The sequence below is a fragment of the Streptomyces pactum genome, from assembly GCF_016031615.1.
GTDB classification, from domain to species: Bacteria; Actinomycetota; Actinomycetes; order Streptomycetales; family Streptomycetaceae; genus Streptomyces; species Streptomyces pactus.
The window spans coordinates 2,029,164-2,046,386 of sequence record NZ_JACYXC010000001.1; the positions used below are offsets into that span (position 1 = coordinate 2,029,164).

The 17,223-nt window shown below is 73.9% G+C and carries 13 protein-coding genes; 5 read left to right on the forward strand and 8 right to left on the reverse strand.

The window, feature by feature from the left end; genetic code table 11:
- Window positions 1-12 precede the first annotated feature (12 nt).
- On the reverse strand, window positions 13-594 hold the full coding sequence (locus IHE55_RS07970) for a hypothetical protein (RefSeq protein ID WP_197988374.1): 582 nt from the start codon (window positions 592-594) through the stop codon (window positions 13-15).
- A gap of 290 nt (window positions 595-884) precedes the next feature.
- On the opposite strand from IHE55_RS07970, the gene IHE55_RS07975 reads away from it, so the two are divergent.
- The 3 genes from IHE55_RS07975 to IHE55_RS07985 are packed head-to-tail and all read left to right on the forward strand — an operon-like array spanning window position 885 to window position 3,988.
- Complete coding sequence (locus IHE55_RS07975) at window positions 885-2,144, forward strand: ABC transporter substrate-binding protein (RefSeq protein ID WP_197988375.1); 1,260 nt, start codon at window positions 885-887, stop codon at window positions 2,142-2,144.
- Window positions 2,144-3,148: a carbohydrate ABC transporter permease gene (locus tag IHE55_RS07980; protein WP_197988376.1), complete on the forward strand. Its 1,005-nt coding sequence runs from the start codon at window positions 2,144-2,146 to the stop codon at window positions 3,146-3,148. Before IHE55_RS07975 ends, IHE55_RS07980 begins: the two co-directional genes overlap by 1 nt.
- A 3-nt stretch (window positions 3,149-3,151) precedes the next feature.
- The gene (locus tag IHE55_RS07985; RefSeq protein WP_197988377.1) at window positions 3,152-3,988 is read left to right on the forward strand and encodes a carbohydrate ABC transporter permease; all 837 of its coding nucleotides are present in this window, start codon (window positions 3,152-3,154) and stop codon (window positions 3,986-3,988) included.
- Between the two features lie 163 nt (window positions 3,989-4,151).
- On the opposite strand, the gene IHE55_RS07990 is transcribed toward IHE55_RS07985, so the two are convergent.
- A complete protein-coding gene (locus tag IHE55_RS07990; protein WP_197988378.1) occupies window positions 4,152-5,372 on the reverse strand; it encodes an erythromycin esterase family protein in 1,221 nt (406 codons plus the stop codon).
- A gap of 69 nt (window positions 5,373-5,441) precedes the next feature.
- Between IHE55_RS07990 and IHE55_RS07995 the strand changes: the two genes are divergently transcribed.
- Both IHE55_RS07995 and IHE55_RS08000 read left to right on the forward strand, forming a co-directional pair.
- Window positions 5,442-6,242 (forward strand): TioE family transcriptional regulator, encoded by an 801-nt coding sequence (locus IHE55_RS07995; RefSeq protein ID WP_197988379.1) that lies wholly within the window; start codon window positions 5,442-5,444, stop codon window positions 6,240-6,242.
- Between the two features lie 309 nt (window positions 6,243-6,551).
- Window positions 6,552-7,709: a PhoX family protein gene (locus IHE55_RS08000; protein WP_197988380.1), complete on the forward strand. Its 1,158-nt coding sequence runs from the start codon at window positions 6,552-6,554 to the stop codon at window positions 7,707-7,709.
- On the opposite strand, the gene IHE55_RS08005 is transcribed toward IHE55_RS08000, so the two are convergent.
- From IHE55_RS08005 to IHE55_RS08030, 6 genes are all read right to left on the reverse strand, one after another.
- Entirely contained in the window at window positions 7,679-8,740 is a 1,062-nt protein-coding gene (locus IHE55_RS08005; RefSeq protein WP_197988381.1) for an ArsR/SmtB family transcription factor, read from the reverse strand. The two genes, IHE55_RS08000 and IHE55_RS08005, sit on opposite strands and share 31 nt — an antisense overlap.
- Before the next feature lie 1,157 nt (window positions 8,741-9,897).
- Window positions 9,898-12,612, reverse strand: coding sequence for a pyruvate, phosphate dikinase (gene ppdK / locus IHE55_RS08010; RefSeq protein ID WP_197988382.1), 2,715 nt, complete (start codon window positions 12,610-12,612; stop codon window positions 9,898-9,900).
- 411 nt (window positions 12,613-13,023) lie between these two features.
- Window positions 13,024-14,163, reverse strand: a complete 1,140-nt coding sequence (gene dusB, locus IHE55_RS08015; RefSeq protein ID WP_197988383.1) for a tRNA dihydrouridine synthase DusB — start codon at window positions 14,161-14,163, stop codon at window positions 13,024-13,026.
- A gap of 206 nt (window positions 14,164-14,369) precedes the next feature.
- Window positions 14,370-15,128 carry an SDR family oxidoreductase gene (locus tag IHE55_RS08020; protein ID WP_197988384.1) on the reverse strand — a complete coding sequence of 253 codons (759 nt, stop codon included), beginning with the start codon at window positions 15,126-15,128 and terminating at the stop codon, window positions 14,370-14,372.
- A 151-nt stretch (window positions 15,129-15,279) separates the two neighbouring features.
- Entirely contained in the window at window positions 15,280-16,137 is an 858-nt protein-coding gene (locus tag IHE55_RS08025) for a helix-turn-helix transcriptional regulator (RefSeq protein WP_197988385.1), read from the reverse strand.
- A 175-nt stretch (window positions 16,138-16,312) separates the two neighbouring features.
- On the reverse strand, window positions 16,313-17,158 hold the full coding sequence (locus IHE55_RS08030; RefSeq protein ID WP_197988386.1) for a helix-turn-helix transcriptional regulator: 846 nt from the start codon (window positions 17,156-17,158) through the stop codon (window positions 16,313-16,315).
- Window positions 17,159-17,223 lie beyond the last annotated feature (65 nt).

A 17,223-nucleotide genomic window follows, 5' to 3' on the forward strand; every position in this document is an offset into this window, starting at 1 on the left:
CGGGCCCGGCGGTCACTCCGGCACCGGCCGGTCCGGCTCCGGGCCCGTGCCGCGCTCCGCGCCGCCGGGGCTCAGGCCGGCCGCCCCGAGCAGGGCGCGCGCCCCGTCGCCGTCGATCCGGTCGCCGAGCGCGGCGAGGGCGGCCGTGCCGCCGTGCAGCAGGCCGCGCCGGCGGGACAGCCGGACCCCCCGGTCGAGCTGGTGCCACAGCAGCGGGTTGGCGGTCAGCACCCGGGGGTCGATCTCCACCCGGTGGCCGAGGACGTCGCGCAGCACCAGCCGGGGCGCCACGCCGCCCGGCCGGCTGACCGAGGCGAGCAGGTCGGTGCGGACCAGCCGCTCCCGGAACAGGCCCCGGCTGGCCAGCCACCCCTCCCCCGCGGTGACCAGCGGCGGGTGCAGCACCGACAGCTGGGTGGCGGCGACGGCCGCCCAGCAGGCGGCGCGGACCGGGCTGAGCGTGCCGCACAGCCGGTCCAGGCCCAGCAGGGCGCCGAGGACCAGTACCGCGGAGCCGGCCGCGGTCCGCGCCTCGCCCGCCCAGTGCCGGTCCGCCGCCAGCACCCGGCGGCCGGTCCCGGTTCCGCGTCCCATGCCCCGAACGCTAGGGCGGCCGGCCGCCCGCGCGGTGGCGGGTTGACGCGTCGCTGACCTGCCGTTGACCGAACTTGACGCTCCACTGACACCAACGGACCGGTCCGGTGTCCCGTACGCCCCGTACGTCCCACCGGTCACTTCCCTCACCGGCCGCCTGCCGCCGGTGCGCCGTCCGTCGCCGGGTGACGACATGCCGTCGCAACGCCGCCGTCGTAATCCCCGTCCATGGTTGGTCGTTGAGCCGTGCGACACGACGGCGGACGGTCGATCAGCGAGGGGGCACCGCCATGTCCATCAGCCGCAGGGGACTGCTCGGTTCCGGCGCCGCGGCGGCGCTGTACGGGGCGCTGGCCGCGTGCGGCTCCAACACCGGGCGCCAGGACGGCGGTTCCGGCAAGGGCCCGCGGATCGAGCACTGGTACCACCAGTACGGGGAGGCCGGCACCCAGCAGGCGGTGGAGCGGTACGCCCGCGCCTACCCCCGCGCCGACGTACGGGTGCAGTGGCGGCCGGGCAACTACGACCAGCAGACGGCGGCGGCGCTGCTCACCGACTCCGGACCGGACGTCTTCGAGGGCGGGCCGACCCTGGACCAGATCCGCGGCGGCCAGGTGGTGGACGTGACCGACCTGCTGGCCGGGGTCCGCGAGGACTTCCACCCCCAGGTGCTGGCGACCAAGACCCACCGGGGCCGGATCTGGGCCGTCCCGCAGGTGATCGACACCCAGCTGCTGTACTACCGCAAGAGCTTCCTGGCGGGCGCCGGGGTCGAGCCGCCGCGGACCCTGGACGCGCTGGTGGACGCCGCCCGGGCGCTGACCACCAAGGACGTCAAGGGCCTGTTCCTGGGCAACGACGGCGGCCCGGGGGTGCTGCTGGCCACCCCGCTGTACGCGGCGGGCCTGCCGGTGGTCACCGAGGACGGCGAGGTGGGCTTCGACGACCCCGCGGCGGCCCGCACGCTGGGCAAGCTGCACCGGCTCCACCGGGACCGGTCGCTGCTGCTGGGCGCCCCGACGGACTGGTCGGACCCCTCCGCGTTCCTCCAGGGCCTCACCGCCATGCAGTGGTCCGGCCTGTGGGCGCTGCCGCTGATCGCCGAGAAGCTGGGCGACGACTTCGGGGTGCTGCCGTTCCCCGGGGACGGCCCCGGCGGCCGGCCGGCGGTGCCGGTGGGCGCGTACGGCGCGGTGGTCAGCGCCCGCGGCGCGCACCGGGCGGCGGCGAAGGCGTACGTGAAGTGGCTGTGGGTGGACGGCACCGAGTACCAGGAGGACTTCGCGCTCTCCTACGGCTTCCACATCCCCGCCCGGATCTCGCTGGCGAAGCGGGCGGCCGCGCTGCGCAAGGGCGCGGCGGCCGAGGTGGTGCGGTTCACCACCGACCACGGGTACGCCGAGCCGCTGCTGTGGACCACCGCGAGCCGGACGGCCTACAAGGACGCGCTCAGCCGCATCGTCAAGGACGGCGCGGACCCGGAGCGGGAGCTGCGCCCGGTGGTGGCCCGGACCCGGTCCGAGCTGCGGCGCGTCGGTGCGGCCCGCTGATGGCCGCGGTGGTGCGGGAGCGGCCCGCGCGGCGGGGCGGACCGGTCGGCCAGGAGCCGCCGCCCGCCGGTCCGGGCCGGCCGTGGGCGCGCCGGCTGCTGGGTCCGCAGCGGCGCCACCTGTGGTTCTGGGTCTTCACCGGCCCGTTCGTGATCGGGCTGACCGTCTTCACCTACGTACCGCTCGGCTGGAGCGTGTGGCTCAGCTTCTTCGAGGCCCGCAACACCGTCACCCCGGCCGCCGCCGACTTCGTCGGACTGGACAACTACGCCGCGATGCTGCGCGACGAGGCGTTCACCGACAGCCTGGTCACCTTCGGGCTGTTCACCGCCTTCATCGTGCCGGCCACCTACGCGCTGGCGCTGGCGCTCGCCCTGATGGTCAACCGGCTCCGCTTCGCCCAGGCGTTCTTCCGGTCGGTGTTCTTCCTGCCGGTGGCGTGCAGCTATGTGGTGGCGGCGCTGATCTGGAAGATGTCGATCTTCAACGGGGTGCGGTTCGGGCTGGCGAACACCGTGCTGGGCTGGTTCGGCGCCGAGCAGGTCGCCTGGCTGTCCACCACCGACCCGCCCTGGTACTGGCTGGTGCTGGTGACCCTGCGGCTGTGGCTCCAGGCCGGCTTCTACATGGTGCTCTTCCTCGCCGGGCTGCAGCGCGTACCGCCCCAGCTGTACGAGGCGGCGGCGGTGGACGGCGCCCGGCCGGGCTGGCAGACCTTCCGGTACATCACCTTCCCGCAGCTGCGCGCCACCTCGGTGGCGGTGGTGCTGCTGCTGGTGGTCAACGCGTTCCAGGCGTTCGACGAGTTCTACAACCTGCTCTCCGACGCGCGCGGTTACCCACCGTACGCCCGGCCGCCGCTGGTCCACCTCTACTACACGGCGCTCGGCGAGGAGCAGAACCTGGGGGCGGGCAGTGCCGGCGCGGTCATCCTCGCCCTGCTGATCGCGGTGGCCACGGTGGTCCAGGCCCGCTGGTTCGGCCTGGGCCGGAAGGAGGGGTGAGCGGTGCGGGACGCGTGGGTGCGGGTGGGCCGGGCGCTGCGGCTGGTGCTGCTGATCGTGCTGGCGCTGCTCTTCCTCATCCCCTTCTACCTGCTGGTGCGGAACGGGCTGGCGCGGGAGGAGGACATCACCGCGCCGGAGTGGACCTTCTTCCCCACCGATGTGCGGTGGTCGAACATCGGCGACCTGTTCGCGGACCCGAGCGTGCCGATGGCCCGGGCGCTGCTCAACTCCTCGCTGATCGCGGTCGCCACCACGGTGGGCACGCTGCTGCTCGCCTCGCTCGCCGGGTACGGGCTGGCGCGCATCCCCTACCGGTACGCCGACGCGGTCTTCTACTGGATCCTCGGCACCCTGATGGTGCCGGCCGCGGTCACCTTCGTCCCCAGCTTCGTGCTGGTCTCCTCGCTGGGCTGGATCTCCACCCTGCGCGGCCTGGTCGTGCCGACGCTGTTCAGCGCGTTCGCGGCGTTCGTCTTCCGCCAGTACTTCCTGGGCTTCCCCCGGGAGCTGGAGGACGCGGCGCGGGTGGACGGGCTGGGGTACTGGCGCACCTACTGGCGGGTGGTGGTGCCCAACTCCCGCCCGGTGTTCGCGGCGGTCGGCTCCATCGTCTTCATCGGGGCGTGGAACTCCTTCCTGTGGCCGCTGGTGATCGGGCAGGACCGGGACGCGTGGACGGTGCAGGTGGCGCTCTCCACGTTCACCACGGCGCAGACGGTGCGGCTGTCGCAGCTGTTCGTCGCCGCGGCGGTGTCGATCCTGCCGCTGCTGGTGGTCTTCCTGGCGCTCCAGCGGTACATCGTGGCCGGGGTGGAGCGCTCCGGGATCGACGACTGAACGGGGGTGCGGCCGCCGGCGTACGGCCGCACGGCGGTACGCGGGCGGGCCCGGCGGCCGGCCGGGGCCGGGGCGGCCGCCGGCGCCGGGCCCGGCCCGCGCGTCGGGCGGCCGGCCGCCGGGGGAACCCCGGCACCGCGGCCGGGCCCCGCCGCCGGTGCCCTCAGGCCCGCGGGAGGTCCGCGGCGTCCGGGACGTCCTTGAGGAACACCACGCCGTCGGTGCTCCCCACCCCGGCCGGGTCCAGCGGGGCGTAGCCGAACCAGGGCGACTCCCGGGGCGCGGGCGGCGGGTCGCCGAGGGCGGCGGCCAGCCGCCGGGCGTCGAACAGGCCGCGGTCCCGCGGCAGCGCGTACAGCCGTCCTTCCAGGGTGTCCGGCGGGGGCGCGTCCACCCCCTGGTGGCGGAGGGTGCCCAGGGCGGTGGCCACGAAGGCGTAGTCCGCGCCGAGCCGGGCGCTGACCAGCGCGCCGGCGCTCCACCACACCACCGGCGCCCCGCCCATCCCCATCGAGCTGCGCTGCCGCTGGAGGTGGCTGTTGTGGGCGTGCACGAACACCGGTCCCCGCTCGGCGAGGGCGAGCAGGTTGTCGGCCATCATCCGGTCGCGTGCGGCCACCAGCCGGGCCAGCCGGGCCGGCGAGGTGCCGGCCATCGCGTGGTGGTAGCGGAGCAGGCCGGTCGCGGTGCGCCCGTACAGGCGCGCCCGGTCCCACTCCTCCCGCGAGGTCGTGGCGATCAGGTGCGGGGTCTGGGTGTCGAGCAGCGACACCAGTTCGTCGGCGAGCAGCCGCAGCCGGGCGGCCGCGGCGGACCGCCCCACCGACCGGAACGGGTCGGTCATCGCGGCGGGTTCGGTCCACGCCTCGTCGGCGCCGAGCAGCCCGTCGAGGGTCCCGGCGGTGCAGGGCATCAGGTCCGGGTCCACCCGGGCGGCGAGGTAGCCGTGGAGTGCGGTGAGGGCCTCCCGGGGGCTCGCGGCCCCGGTGATCTCCAGCGGGCCGTCGAAGCCGGCGAAGCGGACCCGCTCGGCGGCGGGCCGGGCGGCGTTGTGGGCGCGCATCCAGCGGAGCAGCTCGCGGTTGGCGGGGAAGGCGCCCCAGCCGTGGCTGAACCCGCGCTCCACGGCCTCGTCGAGCGTGCCCGCACCCGAGGTCACGTGGTCGTCCACGGCCAGGCCGCGCAGGCAGTCGCTCTCGATCGCGATCGTCCGGTAGCCCTCCTCCTCGACCAGCTGCCGGAACAGCTCGTTGCGCAGGTCGAGCAGCGGGCCCTCGCCGTGTGTCGGCTCGCCCAGCGCCAGCAGCCGGGGCCGGGCCGGGAGCAGCCCCAGCACGGCGGCGGCCGTGACCGGCCGGGCGGTGTCCTCGATGTCGGTAGCCATGGCCTCAACGCTATCGTTGAAGCCCCGGTTGAAACCCTGGCCAGATCAACCCGCGCTATCGTCGGTCTCGTGGCGGAAAACCTTCAAAGCAGGGTGCGGCTGAGGCCGGTCGACCTGGCGCGTCGGCACGGGCTGTCCACGCAGGCGGTCCGGAACTACGAGGAGGCCGGCATCCTGCCCGCCGCCGACCGCACCCCCCACGGCCACCGCGTGTACACCGAGCGGCACGCGGCGGCCCTGCGCGCGTACCTCGCCCTGGTGCCGGGCCACGGCCACCGGACGGCGACGGCGGTGATGCGGGCGGTGAACCGGGGCGCGGACGACGAGGCGTTCCGGCTGATCGACGGCAGCCACGCCCAGCTCCTGGACGACCGGCGGACCCTGGCGGCCGTGGAGACCGCCCTGCGCGACCTGGCACCCCGCACCGCGCCCCCGCCCGGGACGACGCCGCCCGGCCCGGGAGCGCCCCGAGCCGTGGGAGCCCCGCCCGGCCCGGGAGCCCCGCCGGCCGCCGGGCCCCTGTCCGGCGGAACCTTCATCGGCCCGCTGGCCGGGCAGCTCGGCATCCGGCCCGCGACGCTGCGCACCTGGGAGCGCGCCGGGCTGGTGCGTCCGCGCCGGGACCCGCGGACCGGCTACCGCGTCTACGACGAGGCGGACGTGCGGGACGCGCGGCTGGTCCACCAGCTCCGGCGCGGTGGCCATCTGCTGGAGCAGATCGCCCCGCTGATCACCCAGGTGCGGGCGGCCGGCGGTCTGGAGCCGCTGGAGGGCGCGCTGCGCGACTGGCACGGCCGGCTGTCGGCCCGTGGCCGGGCGCTGCTGGCCGGGGCCGCGGAGCTGGACGCGTACCTCCGCGACCGCGGCTGAGCCCCACCCCGGGCGGGCCACGGCCCCGGCGGGCCCCGGCCCCGGGCCGAGCCCCACCGCCCGCGGGCCCCGACGCCGGGCACCCGGACCCCCGCACCCGGCCGCCGGGTCCGCCACCCGCCCCCGTGTCCGGCCCGGCGGACCCGGGAGTGGCCGGCGGGTGACCGCGGGGCCACCGCCGCGCTGCGGACCGGCTCACTCCGCGACACCGCTTGTTGATGCCATGTCAACTCTGCGCTTCTAGGGTTCCTCCCCGTGTCACCCCGTCGCCGACCGGCCGCGGGGCAGCCCTCACGTCATGGAGTGACCGTGGAACGTCGCACCTTCCTGCGTGGAGCAGTGATCGGCACCTCGGCCGCCGCCTTCGGCGGCACCCTGATGCGCGGCGCCGCCTACGCGGCCCCCGCCCAGCCCGGCCCCAGTCCCTACGGCGCGCTCGGCGCGGCCGACGCCAACGGCATCCAGCTGCCGGCCGGCTTCACCAGCCGGGTCATCGCCCGGTCCGGCCAGCGGGTGGGCAGCACCTCCTACGTCTGGCACAACGCCCCGGACGGCGGGGCCTGTTTCGCCGACGGGACGGGGTGGATCTACGTCTCCAACTCGGAGATCAGCCCCGGCGGCGGGGCGAGCGCGGTGAAGTTCAGCTCCACCGGAGCCATCACCGGCGCCTACCGCATCCTGGCCGACACCCGGCAGAACTGCGCCGGCGGCAGGACGCCGTGGAACACCTGGCTGTCCTGCGAGGAGGTCAGCCTCGGCGCGGTGTACGAGACCGACCCGTACGGCGCGAAGGCGGCCGTCCGGCGGGACGCGATGGGCAAGTTCAAGCACGAGGCCGCCGCGGCCGACCCGGTGCGCAAGGTCGTCTACCTGACCGAGGACGAGAGCGACGGCTGCCTGTACCGGTTCGTGCCCACCACCTGGGGTGACCTGTCCACCGGCACCCTCCAGGTGCTCAAGGCCGGTACCGGCACCTCCGGTTCGTTCACCTGGGCGAACGTGCCCGACCCGGACGGCTCCCCGACCGCGACCCGCAACCAGGTCTCCGGGGCCAAGCGGTTCAACGGCGGCGAGGGCTGCCACTACGCCAACGACACCGTGTGGTTCACCACCAAGGGCGACAACCGGGTCTGGCGGCTGGACGTGGCGAACAACACCTACGCCCTGGCCTACGACGACTCCCTGGTCTCCGGCACCGCCCCGCTGACCGGGGTGGACAACGTCACCGGCTCCTCGTCCGGGGACCTGTACGTCGCCGAGGACGGCGGCAACATGGAGATCTGCGTCATCACCCCCGGCGACGTGGTGGCGCCGTTCCTGCGGATCACCGGGCAGTCGGGGTCGGAGATCTGCGGCCCGGCGTTCTCCCCGGACGGCAGGCGGCTGTACTTCTCCAGCCAGCGCGGCACCACCGGAAGCTCCTCCGGGGGCATCACCTACGAGGTGACGGGCCCCTTCCGCTCATAGCCCGACCTGGCGAAACCGGGTGCAGATTCGTTTATGCGCTCCGCCGGTGCGCCGCCCCGCAACAGGGCGGCGCCCAGCGGGGTGAGGGTGTGGAAGACCGCCCCGCCCTGACGCAGCGTCAGCAGCAGGCCGGCCTCCCGCAGCACCGTGGCGTGCTGGCTGGCCGAGGCGAGCGACACCCCGACCCGGCGGGCGAGTTCACTGGTGGTGCAGCCGCCCTCGACGCCTTGGAGCACCGCGGACCGCGTCTGCCCGACCAGCTTGCTCAGCGAGCTGGTCCGGCACGGCGGCGGCTGCCGCAGCGGGCGGGGCGAGGCGCCGGCCGGCCGGTGGTCCACCGGGTAGACCAGCACCGGGGTCAGGTCGGGGCTGAAGTAGGTCACCGGTGTCCGGCGGCAGAAGAACGACGGGAGCAGCAGCAGCCCCCGGCCGGCGAGGTAGAGGTCCCGGTCCACCGGATAGTCCACCTCCAGCACCGGCGCCCGCCACCGCATGGTGGGCGGCAGCGAGGCGAGCAGGCCGTCCGCCCCGCCGTCCAGCAGGGCGCGGCCCCGGGTGGCCCGGTCCGCCTCGATCCGGGCCTGGATGTGGGGCCAGTACGGGGCGATGGCGGCGCGGTGATAGGTTCGCAGCGCGCCGATCAGCCGGTCGAAGGCCCGGCTGCCGCCCTGCGCGAGGTCGTGCACCCAGCTCGGCAGGAGCGGGCGGTCGATGGTCAGCCGGTCGATCTCGGCGTGCAGCCGCGCCGCCGGAGTGGCACGCAGTGCCTCGATCGCCGCGTCCGCGCCGATTATTCCCTCGGCAGGTGTCAGGAAGTCGGGGAAATAGCCGCGCGCCGGAATGAGCGGCGCGAGAACACGCGTTTCACCTTTCAATCGGGTTCTGGTTTCCGCGCGCCATTCGCCGTATACAGACTCGGCCTGCTTGTCGCGGAGCCGGTGGAAACTCAGAACGGTTTCCCAGAGAGCGTCCGGGCGGGTCGCCATCCGCAACCGCGCCAGATCGAGTCCGCTGAAGTGAACGCGTAGCACCAGACCCCCACAAAAGTGACATCCGTGGCCACCCCCCGATCACGGACGAGTATGCACACTAACACAGGCAGTCACCACGCCCTTTTGGCCACAGTTGAAACGAGTCGCGCGATCAGTGTGACAACCGGAATGCTGTGAGCAGGAAAGCGCGGGTAAACGCCACGATGACAACGGCGTACGTTCGCAATTCAACAGGCGGTGCTCAGGACTCGGATACTCGTTCCCGTGGGGGGTGACGAGTGCGTACCGACCGCTGAGCACTTTGTTGCCGCTCGGGCCGATGCGGGCGGCAACGGCTCCCGTGGGGGGAGTGAGAGGGGGCGGCACCTCCGCACAGAGTGCCGCCCCCTTGCGGCCGGACCCGCGGTCGGGGTGAGGGTGGCCCCCGGAGCGGCTCCAGCTGGTATCCGGTTGTCGGGCGGGCCGTGCGGCCCTTCGCCCGTCGCACCGCCCGGTGGCCCGGGCCCTCCCGCCGCCCCGCCGGGCCGGAGCGCGTCAGGTGCCCCGGACGTCCGCGCGTATCTCACCCGGTGTGACCCCGGCTCCCGCATCTGCCGCGCGTCTGCCGCCCGTCGTGCGGGTGCCGGACCGCCACGCACCCCGGCCGGCCCGGATGACGTGAGTTATGCGGGTGCCACTCGGGGCGGCCGCGCATATCCCTGACGCCCGTGCCTCCGGGATCCTCGGACCGTGCGGTGAATCGACCGGAAGTGATGCGCCGTCACCGGCCTTGTCTCACCGGAGGTCTGACCCGGCGCCGGTTCCCCGGGTGCGCGTTCCGCTCCCTCGGGGGGTGCGACGCGCGGGGCGCACACCCTGGGGGCGGGTATGCCCCACCCGCCGGGGCGCTTCCCGTACCGCACGCCCCCGCCACGCCCCCGCCGGACCCCGCGGCGCCACCGCCGCCGGACCGGCGCCGGAGCGCTGCCGTCGCCGGACCCGCGGGAGCCCTGCCGCCGCCGGACGGCTTCGTTCGGAGCGCTGCCGCCGGGCCCCCGCCGGGAGCGCTGCCGCCGGGGCGCCGGCCGGCACGGCACGCACGCGTGCCGACGGTGGTTCCGGGGCCGGGCGGCACCCCCGTGCCCGCCCGGTCCCCCCGGCCCGGCGCGGTCCGGGAGCGGGTGACGCACACCCGCGCCCCGGACCGCCCGGGGAGGTCAGCGGCTGTCGCTGCCGGCGCTCTCCGCCGCCGCCCGGCCGGCCTCCAGGCGCGCCACCGGGATCCGGAACGGCGAGCAGGAGACGTAGTCCAGGCCGACCTCGTGGAAGAAGTGGACCGAGTCCGGGTCACCGCCGTGCTCACCGCAGACCCCGAGCTTGAGGTCCGGGCGCGTGGCGCGGCCGGCCTCGGCGGCGGAGCGGACGAGCGCGCCCACGCCGTCCCGGTCGATGGTCTCGAACGGGCTGACGCCGAAGATGCCCTTCTCCAGGTAGGCCGTGAAGAAGCTGGCCTCCACGTCGTCCCGGGAGAAGCCCCACACGGTCTGGGTGAGGTCGTTGGTGCCGAAGGAGAAGAAGTCGGCGGACTCGGCGATCTGGCCCGCGGTCAGTGCGGCGCGCGGCAGTTCGATCATGGTGCCCAGGGTGAGGCCCAGGGAGACCCCGTGCGCCCGCTCGACCTCGGCGATGACCTGCTCGGCCTCCTCGCGGACGATCTCCAGCTCCTGCACGGTGCCCACCAGCGGGATCATGATCTCCGCACGCGGGTCGCCGTTGGCGGCCTTCCGCTCGGCGGCGGCCTCGGCGATGGCCCGCACCTGCATGGTGAACAGACCCGGGATCACCAGGCCCAGCCGTACGCCGCGCAGACCCAGCATCGGGTTCTGCTCGTGCAGCCGGTGGACGGCCTGGAGCAGCCGCAGCTCGTTCTCGTGCGCCTCCTGGCGGGCCTCGGCGAGCGCCACCCGCACCGACAGCTCGGTGATGTCCGGCAGGAACTCGTGCAGCGGCGGGTCGAGCAGCCGTACGGTGACCGGCAGCCCGTCCATCGACTCGAACAGCTCGACGAAGTCGCCCTTCTGGAGCGGCAGCAGGGCCTCCAGCGCCTGGCCGCGCTCGTCCTCGGTGTCGGCGAGGATCAGGCGCTCGACCAGCTCGCGGCGCTCACCGAGGAACATGTGCTCGGTGCGGCACAGGCCGATGCCCTGGGCACCGAACCGGCGGGCGCGGGCGGCGTCCTCGGCGTTGTCCGCGTTGGCCCGGACCCGCAGCCGGCGGACCCGGTCCGCGTACGCCATGATCCGGTGCACCGCCTTGACCAGCTCGTCGGCGTCGTCGGCGCCGGCGTGCATGCGGCCCTCGAAGTACTCCACGACCGGGGACGGGACGACCGGGACCTCGCCCAGGTAGACCTTGCCGGAGGAACCGTCGATGGAGACCACGTCGCCCTCTTCGACGACCGTGCCGTCGGCGGTGGTCATCCGGCGGCGCTTGGTGTCCACCTCCAGCTCCTCGGCGCCGCAGACACAGGTCTTGCCCATGCCGCGGGCGACCACGGCGGCGTGCGAGGTCTTGCCGCCGCGGGAGGTGAGGATGCCCTCGGCGGCGATCATGCCGTCCAGGTCGTCGGGGTTGGTCTCCCGGCGGATGAGGATGACCTTCTCACCGGAGCGGGACCACTTCACCGCGGTGTACGAGTCGAACACGGCCTTGCCGACCGCGGCACCCGGCGAGGCGGCGATGCCCCGGCCGATGGTCTCGGTGGCCGCCTTCTCGTCGAAGCGCGGGAACATCAGCTGGGCGAGCTGGGCGCCGGTGACCCGCTGGAGCGCCTCGGCCTCGTCGATCAGGCCCTGGTCGACGAGCTGGGTGGCGATCCGGAAGGCGGCGCCGGCGGTGCGCTTGCCGACCCGGGTCTGGAGCATCCACAGCTTGCCGCGCTCGATCGTGAACTCGATGTCGCACAGGTCCTTGTAGTGCGTCTCCAGCGTCTCCATGATCTGCATCAGCTGGTCGTACGACGCCTTGTCGATGCGCTCCAGCTCGGCGAGCGGCACGGTGTTGCGGATGCCGGCGACGACGTCCTCGCCCTGCGCGTTCTGCAGGTAGTCGCCGTAGACGCCCTGGTGGCCGCTGGCGGGGTCGCGGGTGAAGGCGACGCCGGTGCCGGAGTCCGGGCCGAGGTTGCCGAACACCATGGAACAGACGTTGACGGCGGTGCCCAGGTCGCCGGGGATGCGCTCCTGGCGGCGGTAGAGCTTGGCCCGCTCGCCGTTCCACGAGTCGAAGACGGCCTTGATCGCCAGGTCCATCTGCTCGCGCGGGGCCTGCGGGAACTCCCGGCCGGTCTCCTTGGCGACGATCTCCTTGAACCGCGTGACCAGGCCCTTGAGGTCGGCCGCGTCCAGGTCCACGTCCACGGTGACGCCCTTGGCGCGCTTGGTCTCCTCCAGCGCGTCCTCGAAGAGGTCACCGTCCACGCCCAGCACGGTCTTGCCGAACATCTGGATGAGCCGCCGGTAGGAGTCCCAGGCGAAGCGCTCGTCGCCGGCCTGGGCGGCGAGCCCGGCCACCGACTCGTCGGACAGCCCGATGTTGAGGACGGTGTCCATCATGCCGGGCATGGAGAACTTGGCGCCGGAGCGGACCGACACCAGCAGCGGGTCGTCGGCCTGGCCGAGCTTCTTGCCCATCGTGGCCTCAAGGGCCTCCAGGTGGGCGGTCACCTCGTCACGGAGTGCCGCGGGCTCCTCGCCGCTCTCCAGGTACACCCGGCACGCGTCCGTGGTGATGGTGAAGCCCGGAGGGACCGGGAGACCCAGGTTGGTCATCTCGGCGAGGTTGGCGCCTTTGCCGCCCAGCAGGTCCTTCAGATCCTTGTTGCCCTCGGTGAAGTCGTAAACGAACTTCTGCTGATCTTGTGTTTCCGACACGGGACTCGAACTCCTCCGGACGGCTGCCCTGACGGCGAGGAACATACCCAGATCGAAGGTGTCTGGGTACGTCCACTCGGCTGTCATACGGCCGTAACCACCCGTCCGCCGCTAGATCGAAAGTCCTTGGCGGGTCCGACGCACTCAAGCCGTGTGTTCAACGGTTGAACACATCATCACGCCCCGTTTCGGGTGACCCGGGGAAGATGAACACAGCGTCACCCCGAAGCCGGAAGTCGAAAAGCCAAGGGGTGGCACCCAGTGCCACCCCTATGAAAGGTGCATCCTCCCCTGAAGCGCTCATATGAGCAAACCTCTCATCAGGCGTGGCGAGAATCACGCCTTGCAGAGTGGCCGGATCGGCGGGTCATCCCGCCATTCGGACACCGCGGCGAGGCCGGTACGACGGCATCACCCGCCCGATGTGTCCGATTCCGCCTCATCGCTCACCCGGACCCGCTCGTACGGATCGCCCAGCCAGCCGTCCGGGAGCACCACCCGGTTGCGCCCGGAGGTGCGTCCGCGCGGTCCGTCGGCCCCGAGGGGCCATTTCTGGTCCAATTCGAGCCCGCTCATCAGAGCGTCCATTTCGTCCAGGGATGAGGCGATTGCCAGGCGCTTGCGGGTCTCCGAGCCGATCGAGAAGCCCTTGGTGTACCAGGCGACGTGCTTGCGGAAGTCGATGACACCGCGCTCCTCGTCGCCGAGCCACTCGGCGAGCAGCTCCGCGTGCCGCCGCATCACCGCGGCGACCTCCCGCAGCGTCGGGGCCGCCGCGGGCCCGCCGTCCTCCTCGAAGGCCGCGACCAGGTCCCCGAAGAGCCAGGGCCGGCCCAGGCAGCCGCGCCCGACCACCACCCCGTCACAGCCGGTCTCGCGCACCATCCGGACCGCGTCGGCGGCCGACCAGATGTCCCCGTTGCCCAGCACCGGGATCTCCGGCACGGCCTCCTTCAGCCGGGCGATGGCGTCCCAGTCGGCGGTGCCGCCGTAGTGCTGGGCGGCGGTCCGCCCGTGCAGGGCGATGGCGGTGACCCCCTCCTCGACCGCGATCCGGCCCGCGTCCAGGTAGGTGAGGTGGTCGTCGTCGATGCCCTTGCGCATCTTCATGGTCACCGGCAGCTCGCCGGCCGCGGTGACCGCCTCCCGCAGGATGGCGCGGAGCAGGTGCCGCTTGTACGGCAGCGCCGAGCCGCCGCCCTTCCGGGTCACCTTGGGCACCGGGCAGCCGAAGTTCAGGTCGATGTGGTCGGCGAGGTCCTCGTCCACGATCATCCGCACGGCCTTGCCCACGGTCGCCGGGTCCACCCCGTACAGCTGGATGGAGCGCGGCTTCTCGGAGCCGTCGAAGTGGACCAGCCGCATCGTCTTGGCGTCCCGCTCGACCAGCGCCCGGGTGGTGATCATCTCGCTGACGAAGAGCCCCTTGCCGCCGGAGAACTCACGGCACAGGGTGCGGAACGGCGCGTTGGTGATCCCGGCCATCGGCGCCAGGACGACCGGCGGCTGGACCGTGTGCGGTCCGATCTGCAGGGGCTTGGTCAGGCTCATGGAGGCGGCTTCCTCGGTCAGCGGGCGGCCGGGACGGCCGTCGCGGTCGGGACGGACGGACCCTCCATTGTCCCGTACCCGCGCCGGACCCGGCCCGCCCGCGCCCGCCGGCCGCCCCGCACCCCGCCCGCAGCCGGGTACCGCCGGTTTGCGCACCGGCGGGAGCCCGGGCTCCCGCCGCGCGTACGGCGGGGGTGCGGGGTCCCTCACGGGCGGTTGGGGAAGGAGCCGACCAGCCCGCCGTCGATCACCAGGTCCTGGCCGGTGATGTAGGCCGCGTCGGCGGAGGCGAGGAAGGCGACCGCGGCGGCGACGTCGGCGGCGTGGCCGATGGTGCCGAGCGGCACCTGCGCACCGTTGCGGGCGTCGGCCTCCGGGTCGGGGTTGGCGTCCCGGTACATCTCGGTGTCGATGAAGCCGGGGCTGACCGAGTTGACCCGGATGCCGCGCGGGGCCAGGTCGGAACCGAGGGTGCGGGCCAGGTTGTGGACGGCGGCCTTGGTCGCCGAGTAGACGCTGGCGACGGGCAGGCCGCGGTGGAGCGTCCAGGAGGCGTTGAGGACGATCGCGCCGCCGTCCCTCAGCAGCGGCAGCGCCTTCTGGACCGTGAAGAAGACGCCCTTGAAGTTGACGTCCGTGGCGTGGTCGAAGTCGGCCTCGGTGATGTCGGCGCCGGGCTTGAAGACGCCGGTGCCGGCGTTGGCGAAGACCGCGTCCAGGCTGCCCCGCCAGGTCTCCACGCGGCGCATCAGGGCGTCCAGGTCGGCGAGGTCCGCCGAGTCGGCGCGGACGGTCAGCAGCCGCCCGCCGGCGTCCAGCTCCCCGGCCGCCCGGGCCAGCCGGGTCTCGTCGCGGCCGGTGATGACGACGTAGGCGCCCTCGTCGAGCAGACGGCGGGCGGTGGCCAGCCCCATGCCCGAGGTGCCACCGGTGATCAGGACGGTGTGGTTGGTGAATCGCTCCATGCCCCGATCCTGTGCCGCGGGGCCCGGCCCGGGCAGTGCGGGACGAACCTGGGTCCGCCACCACCACCTTCGCGGCGGCGGCAGGCCCGGTACCCCGGCCGGCCGGGATGGAGCGCCACCGGGCGCCCGCGCCGGTCCGCGACCGGGGTGCTCAGGCCACCGCGGTGCCCAGCAGGGCGGCCAGCCGTTCGGCGGTCGCCGTCCCGGCCGCCGGGGTGTGCAGCATCAGGCGGTGCCCGGGCAGCTCGGGGAGGGTCAGCGTGGTGTACGTGAACGACAGCTCGCCGGCCTCGGGGTGGTTGATCACCTTGGTCCCGGCGGTGGCGTCGCGGACCGCGTGCTCGGCCCAGATCTCGGCGAACTCCGGGCTGACCGCGCACATGTCGGCGGCGATCCGGCCGAACTCCGGGTCCTCCGGGTAGCGGGCGGCGTCCGCGCGGAACTGCGCGGCGATGGTGTGGGCGGCGTCCCGCCAGTGGTACAGCGACGACCGGTAGCGGGCGCTGGTGAAGAAGGTGATCAGGCAGTTGTGGTCGTGTTCCTGGTAGCCGAAGACCGCCGCGGCGGCACGGTTGACGGCCACCAGGTTCCAGTGCCGGTCGATCAGGTAGGCGGGGTGCGGCAGCCAGGAGTCGATCACCTGGCGCAACCGGTCCGGTACGGTGCGGCCGGCCGCCGGTTCCGCCCGCGGCGGGTTCAGCCCGGCCAGCAGGTAGAGGTGCTCGCGCTCGGCGGCGTCCAGCCGCAGCACCCGCGCGATCGCGTCCAGCACGTCGGCGGACACGTTGATCTCCCGGCCCTGCTCCAGCCACGTGTACCAGGACACCCCCACCCCGGCGAGCACCGCGACCTCCTCGCGGCGCAGCCCGGGGGTCCGGCGCGCCCGCAGGTCGCCGACGGCCATGCCGGCCTCGGCCGGTGTCACCCGGGCCCGCCGGGACCGCAGGAACTCCCGTATCTCGGCGGTGCGCCGGGACCGTGCCTCGGCGGGAAGTCGGGTGATCTCCATATCCGGGCATCCTAGGCGCGCGCCCGGCCGCCCGGGGAGGCGCCGTCCGGGGCCCCGGGCCGGGATCGCGACGCGCCCCCGGGCGGGGGCCGGAACGCGCCCCGGGCCCAAGGGCCGGGCCCGCCGGTCCCGGGCCGGGCGCGGGACAGGGACCGGGGCCGGCGGGTCGGCGGGGCTACAGCCGGGCCAGTTCTTCCAGGCGGCGGCGGGACTCCTCGTCGACCGGGGTGTAGGTGAGCAGCCGGGGGCCGGGGGTGGGGCCGGTCCACAGGCCGGTGTGGTCCAGCCGCAGCAGCCCCACCCGGGACTGCCGGAAGAGCTTGGTCCTGTCCCCCGGGCGCAGCACCTCGTGCCGCTCCCAGATCTCCCGGAACTCCGCGGAGGCGGCCAGCAGCCGGTCCAGCAGCGCCTTCCACGGCGGCTCGGCCAGGTGTCCGGCCATCGAGGCGCGGAACTTCGCGGCCATCGCGCGCAGCGTCTCGTCCAGGTCGACCAGGCTGTCGCGCCACTGCTCGTTGGTGAAGGCCAGCCACAGGCAGTTGCGGTCCTCCGGCGGCAGCGCGTCCAGGTCGCACAGCAGCCGGCCGTACGCGGTGTTGTACGCCAGGATGTCGAACCGGCTGTTCTGCAGGCAGGCCGGGAACGGGTCGAGCTGCCGGAGCATCATCCGCAGGGACGGGGTCACCCCGGTGCACTCGCTGTTGGGCGCGGGGTCGGTCGCGCCGCCGAGCGCGAAGAGGTGGGCCCGCTCGCTCCGGTCCAGCAGCAGCGCCCGGGCGATGGCGTCCAGCACCTGCGGGGACACCTGGATGTCGCGCGCCTGCTCCAGCCACGTGTACCAGGTGACGCCGACGGCGGAGAGCTGGGCCACCTCCTCGCGGCGCAGTCCGGGGGTGCGCCGTCTGCGTCCGCGCTCCAGTCCGACCTGTTCGGGGGTGATGCGCTCCCGGCGGCTGCGGAGGAAGGCGGCGAGTTCCGCGCGGCGGACCCGCGCCTCGGTGGTGCGGACGGCGGTGGTCATGGTGCCATGGTGCCCGGCCGGTCATCCCGTTGCCAGGTACTCCTGATACCAGGATCGGAAGACTC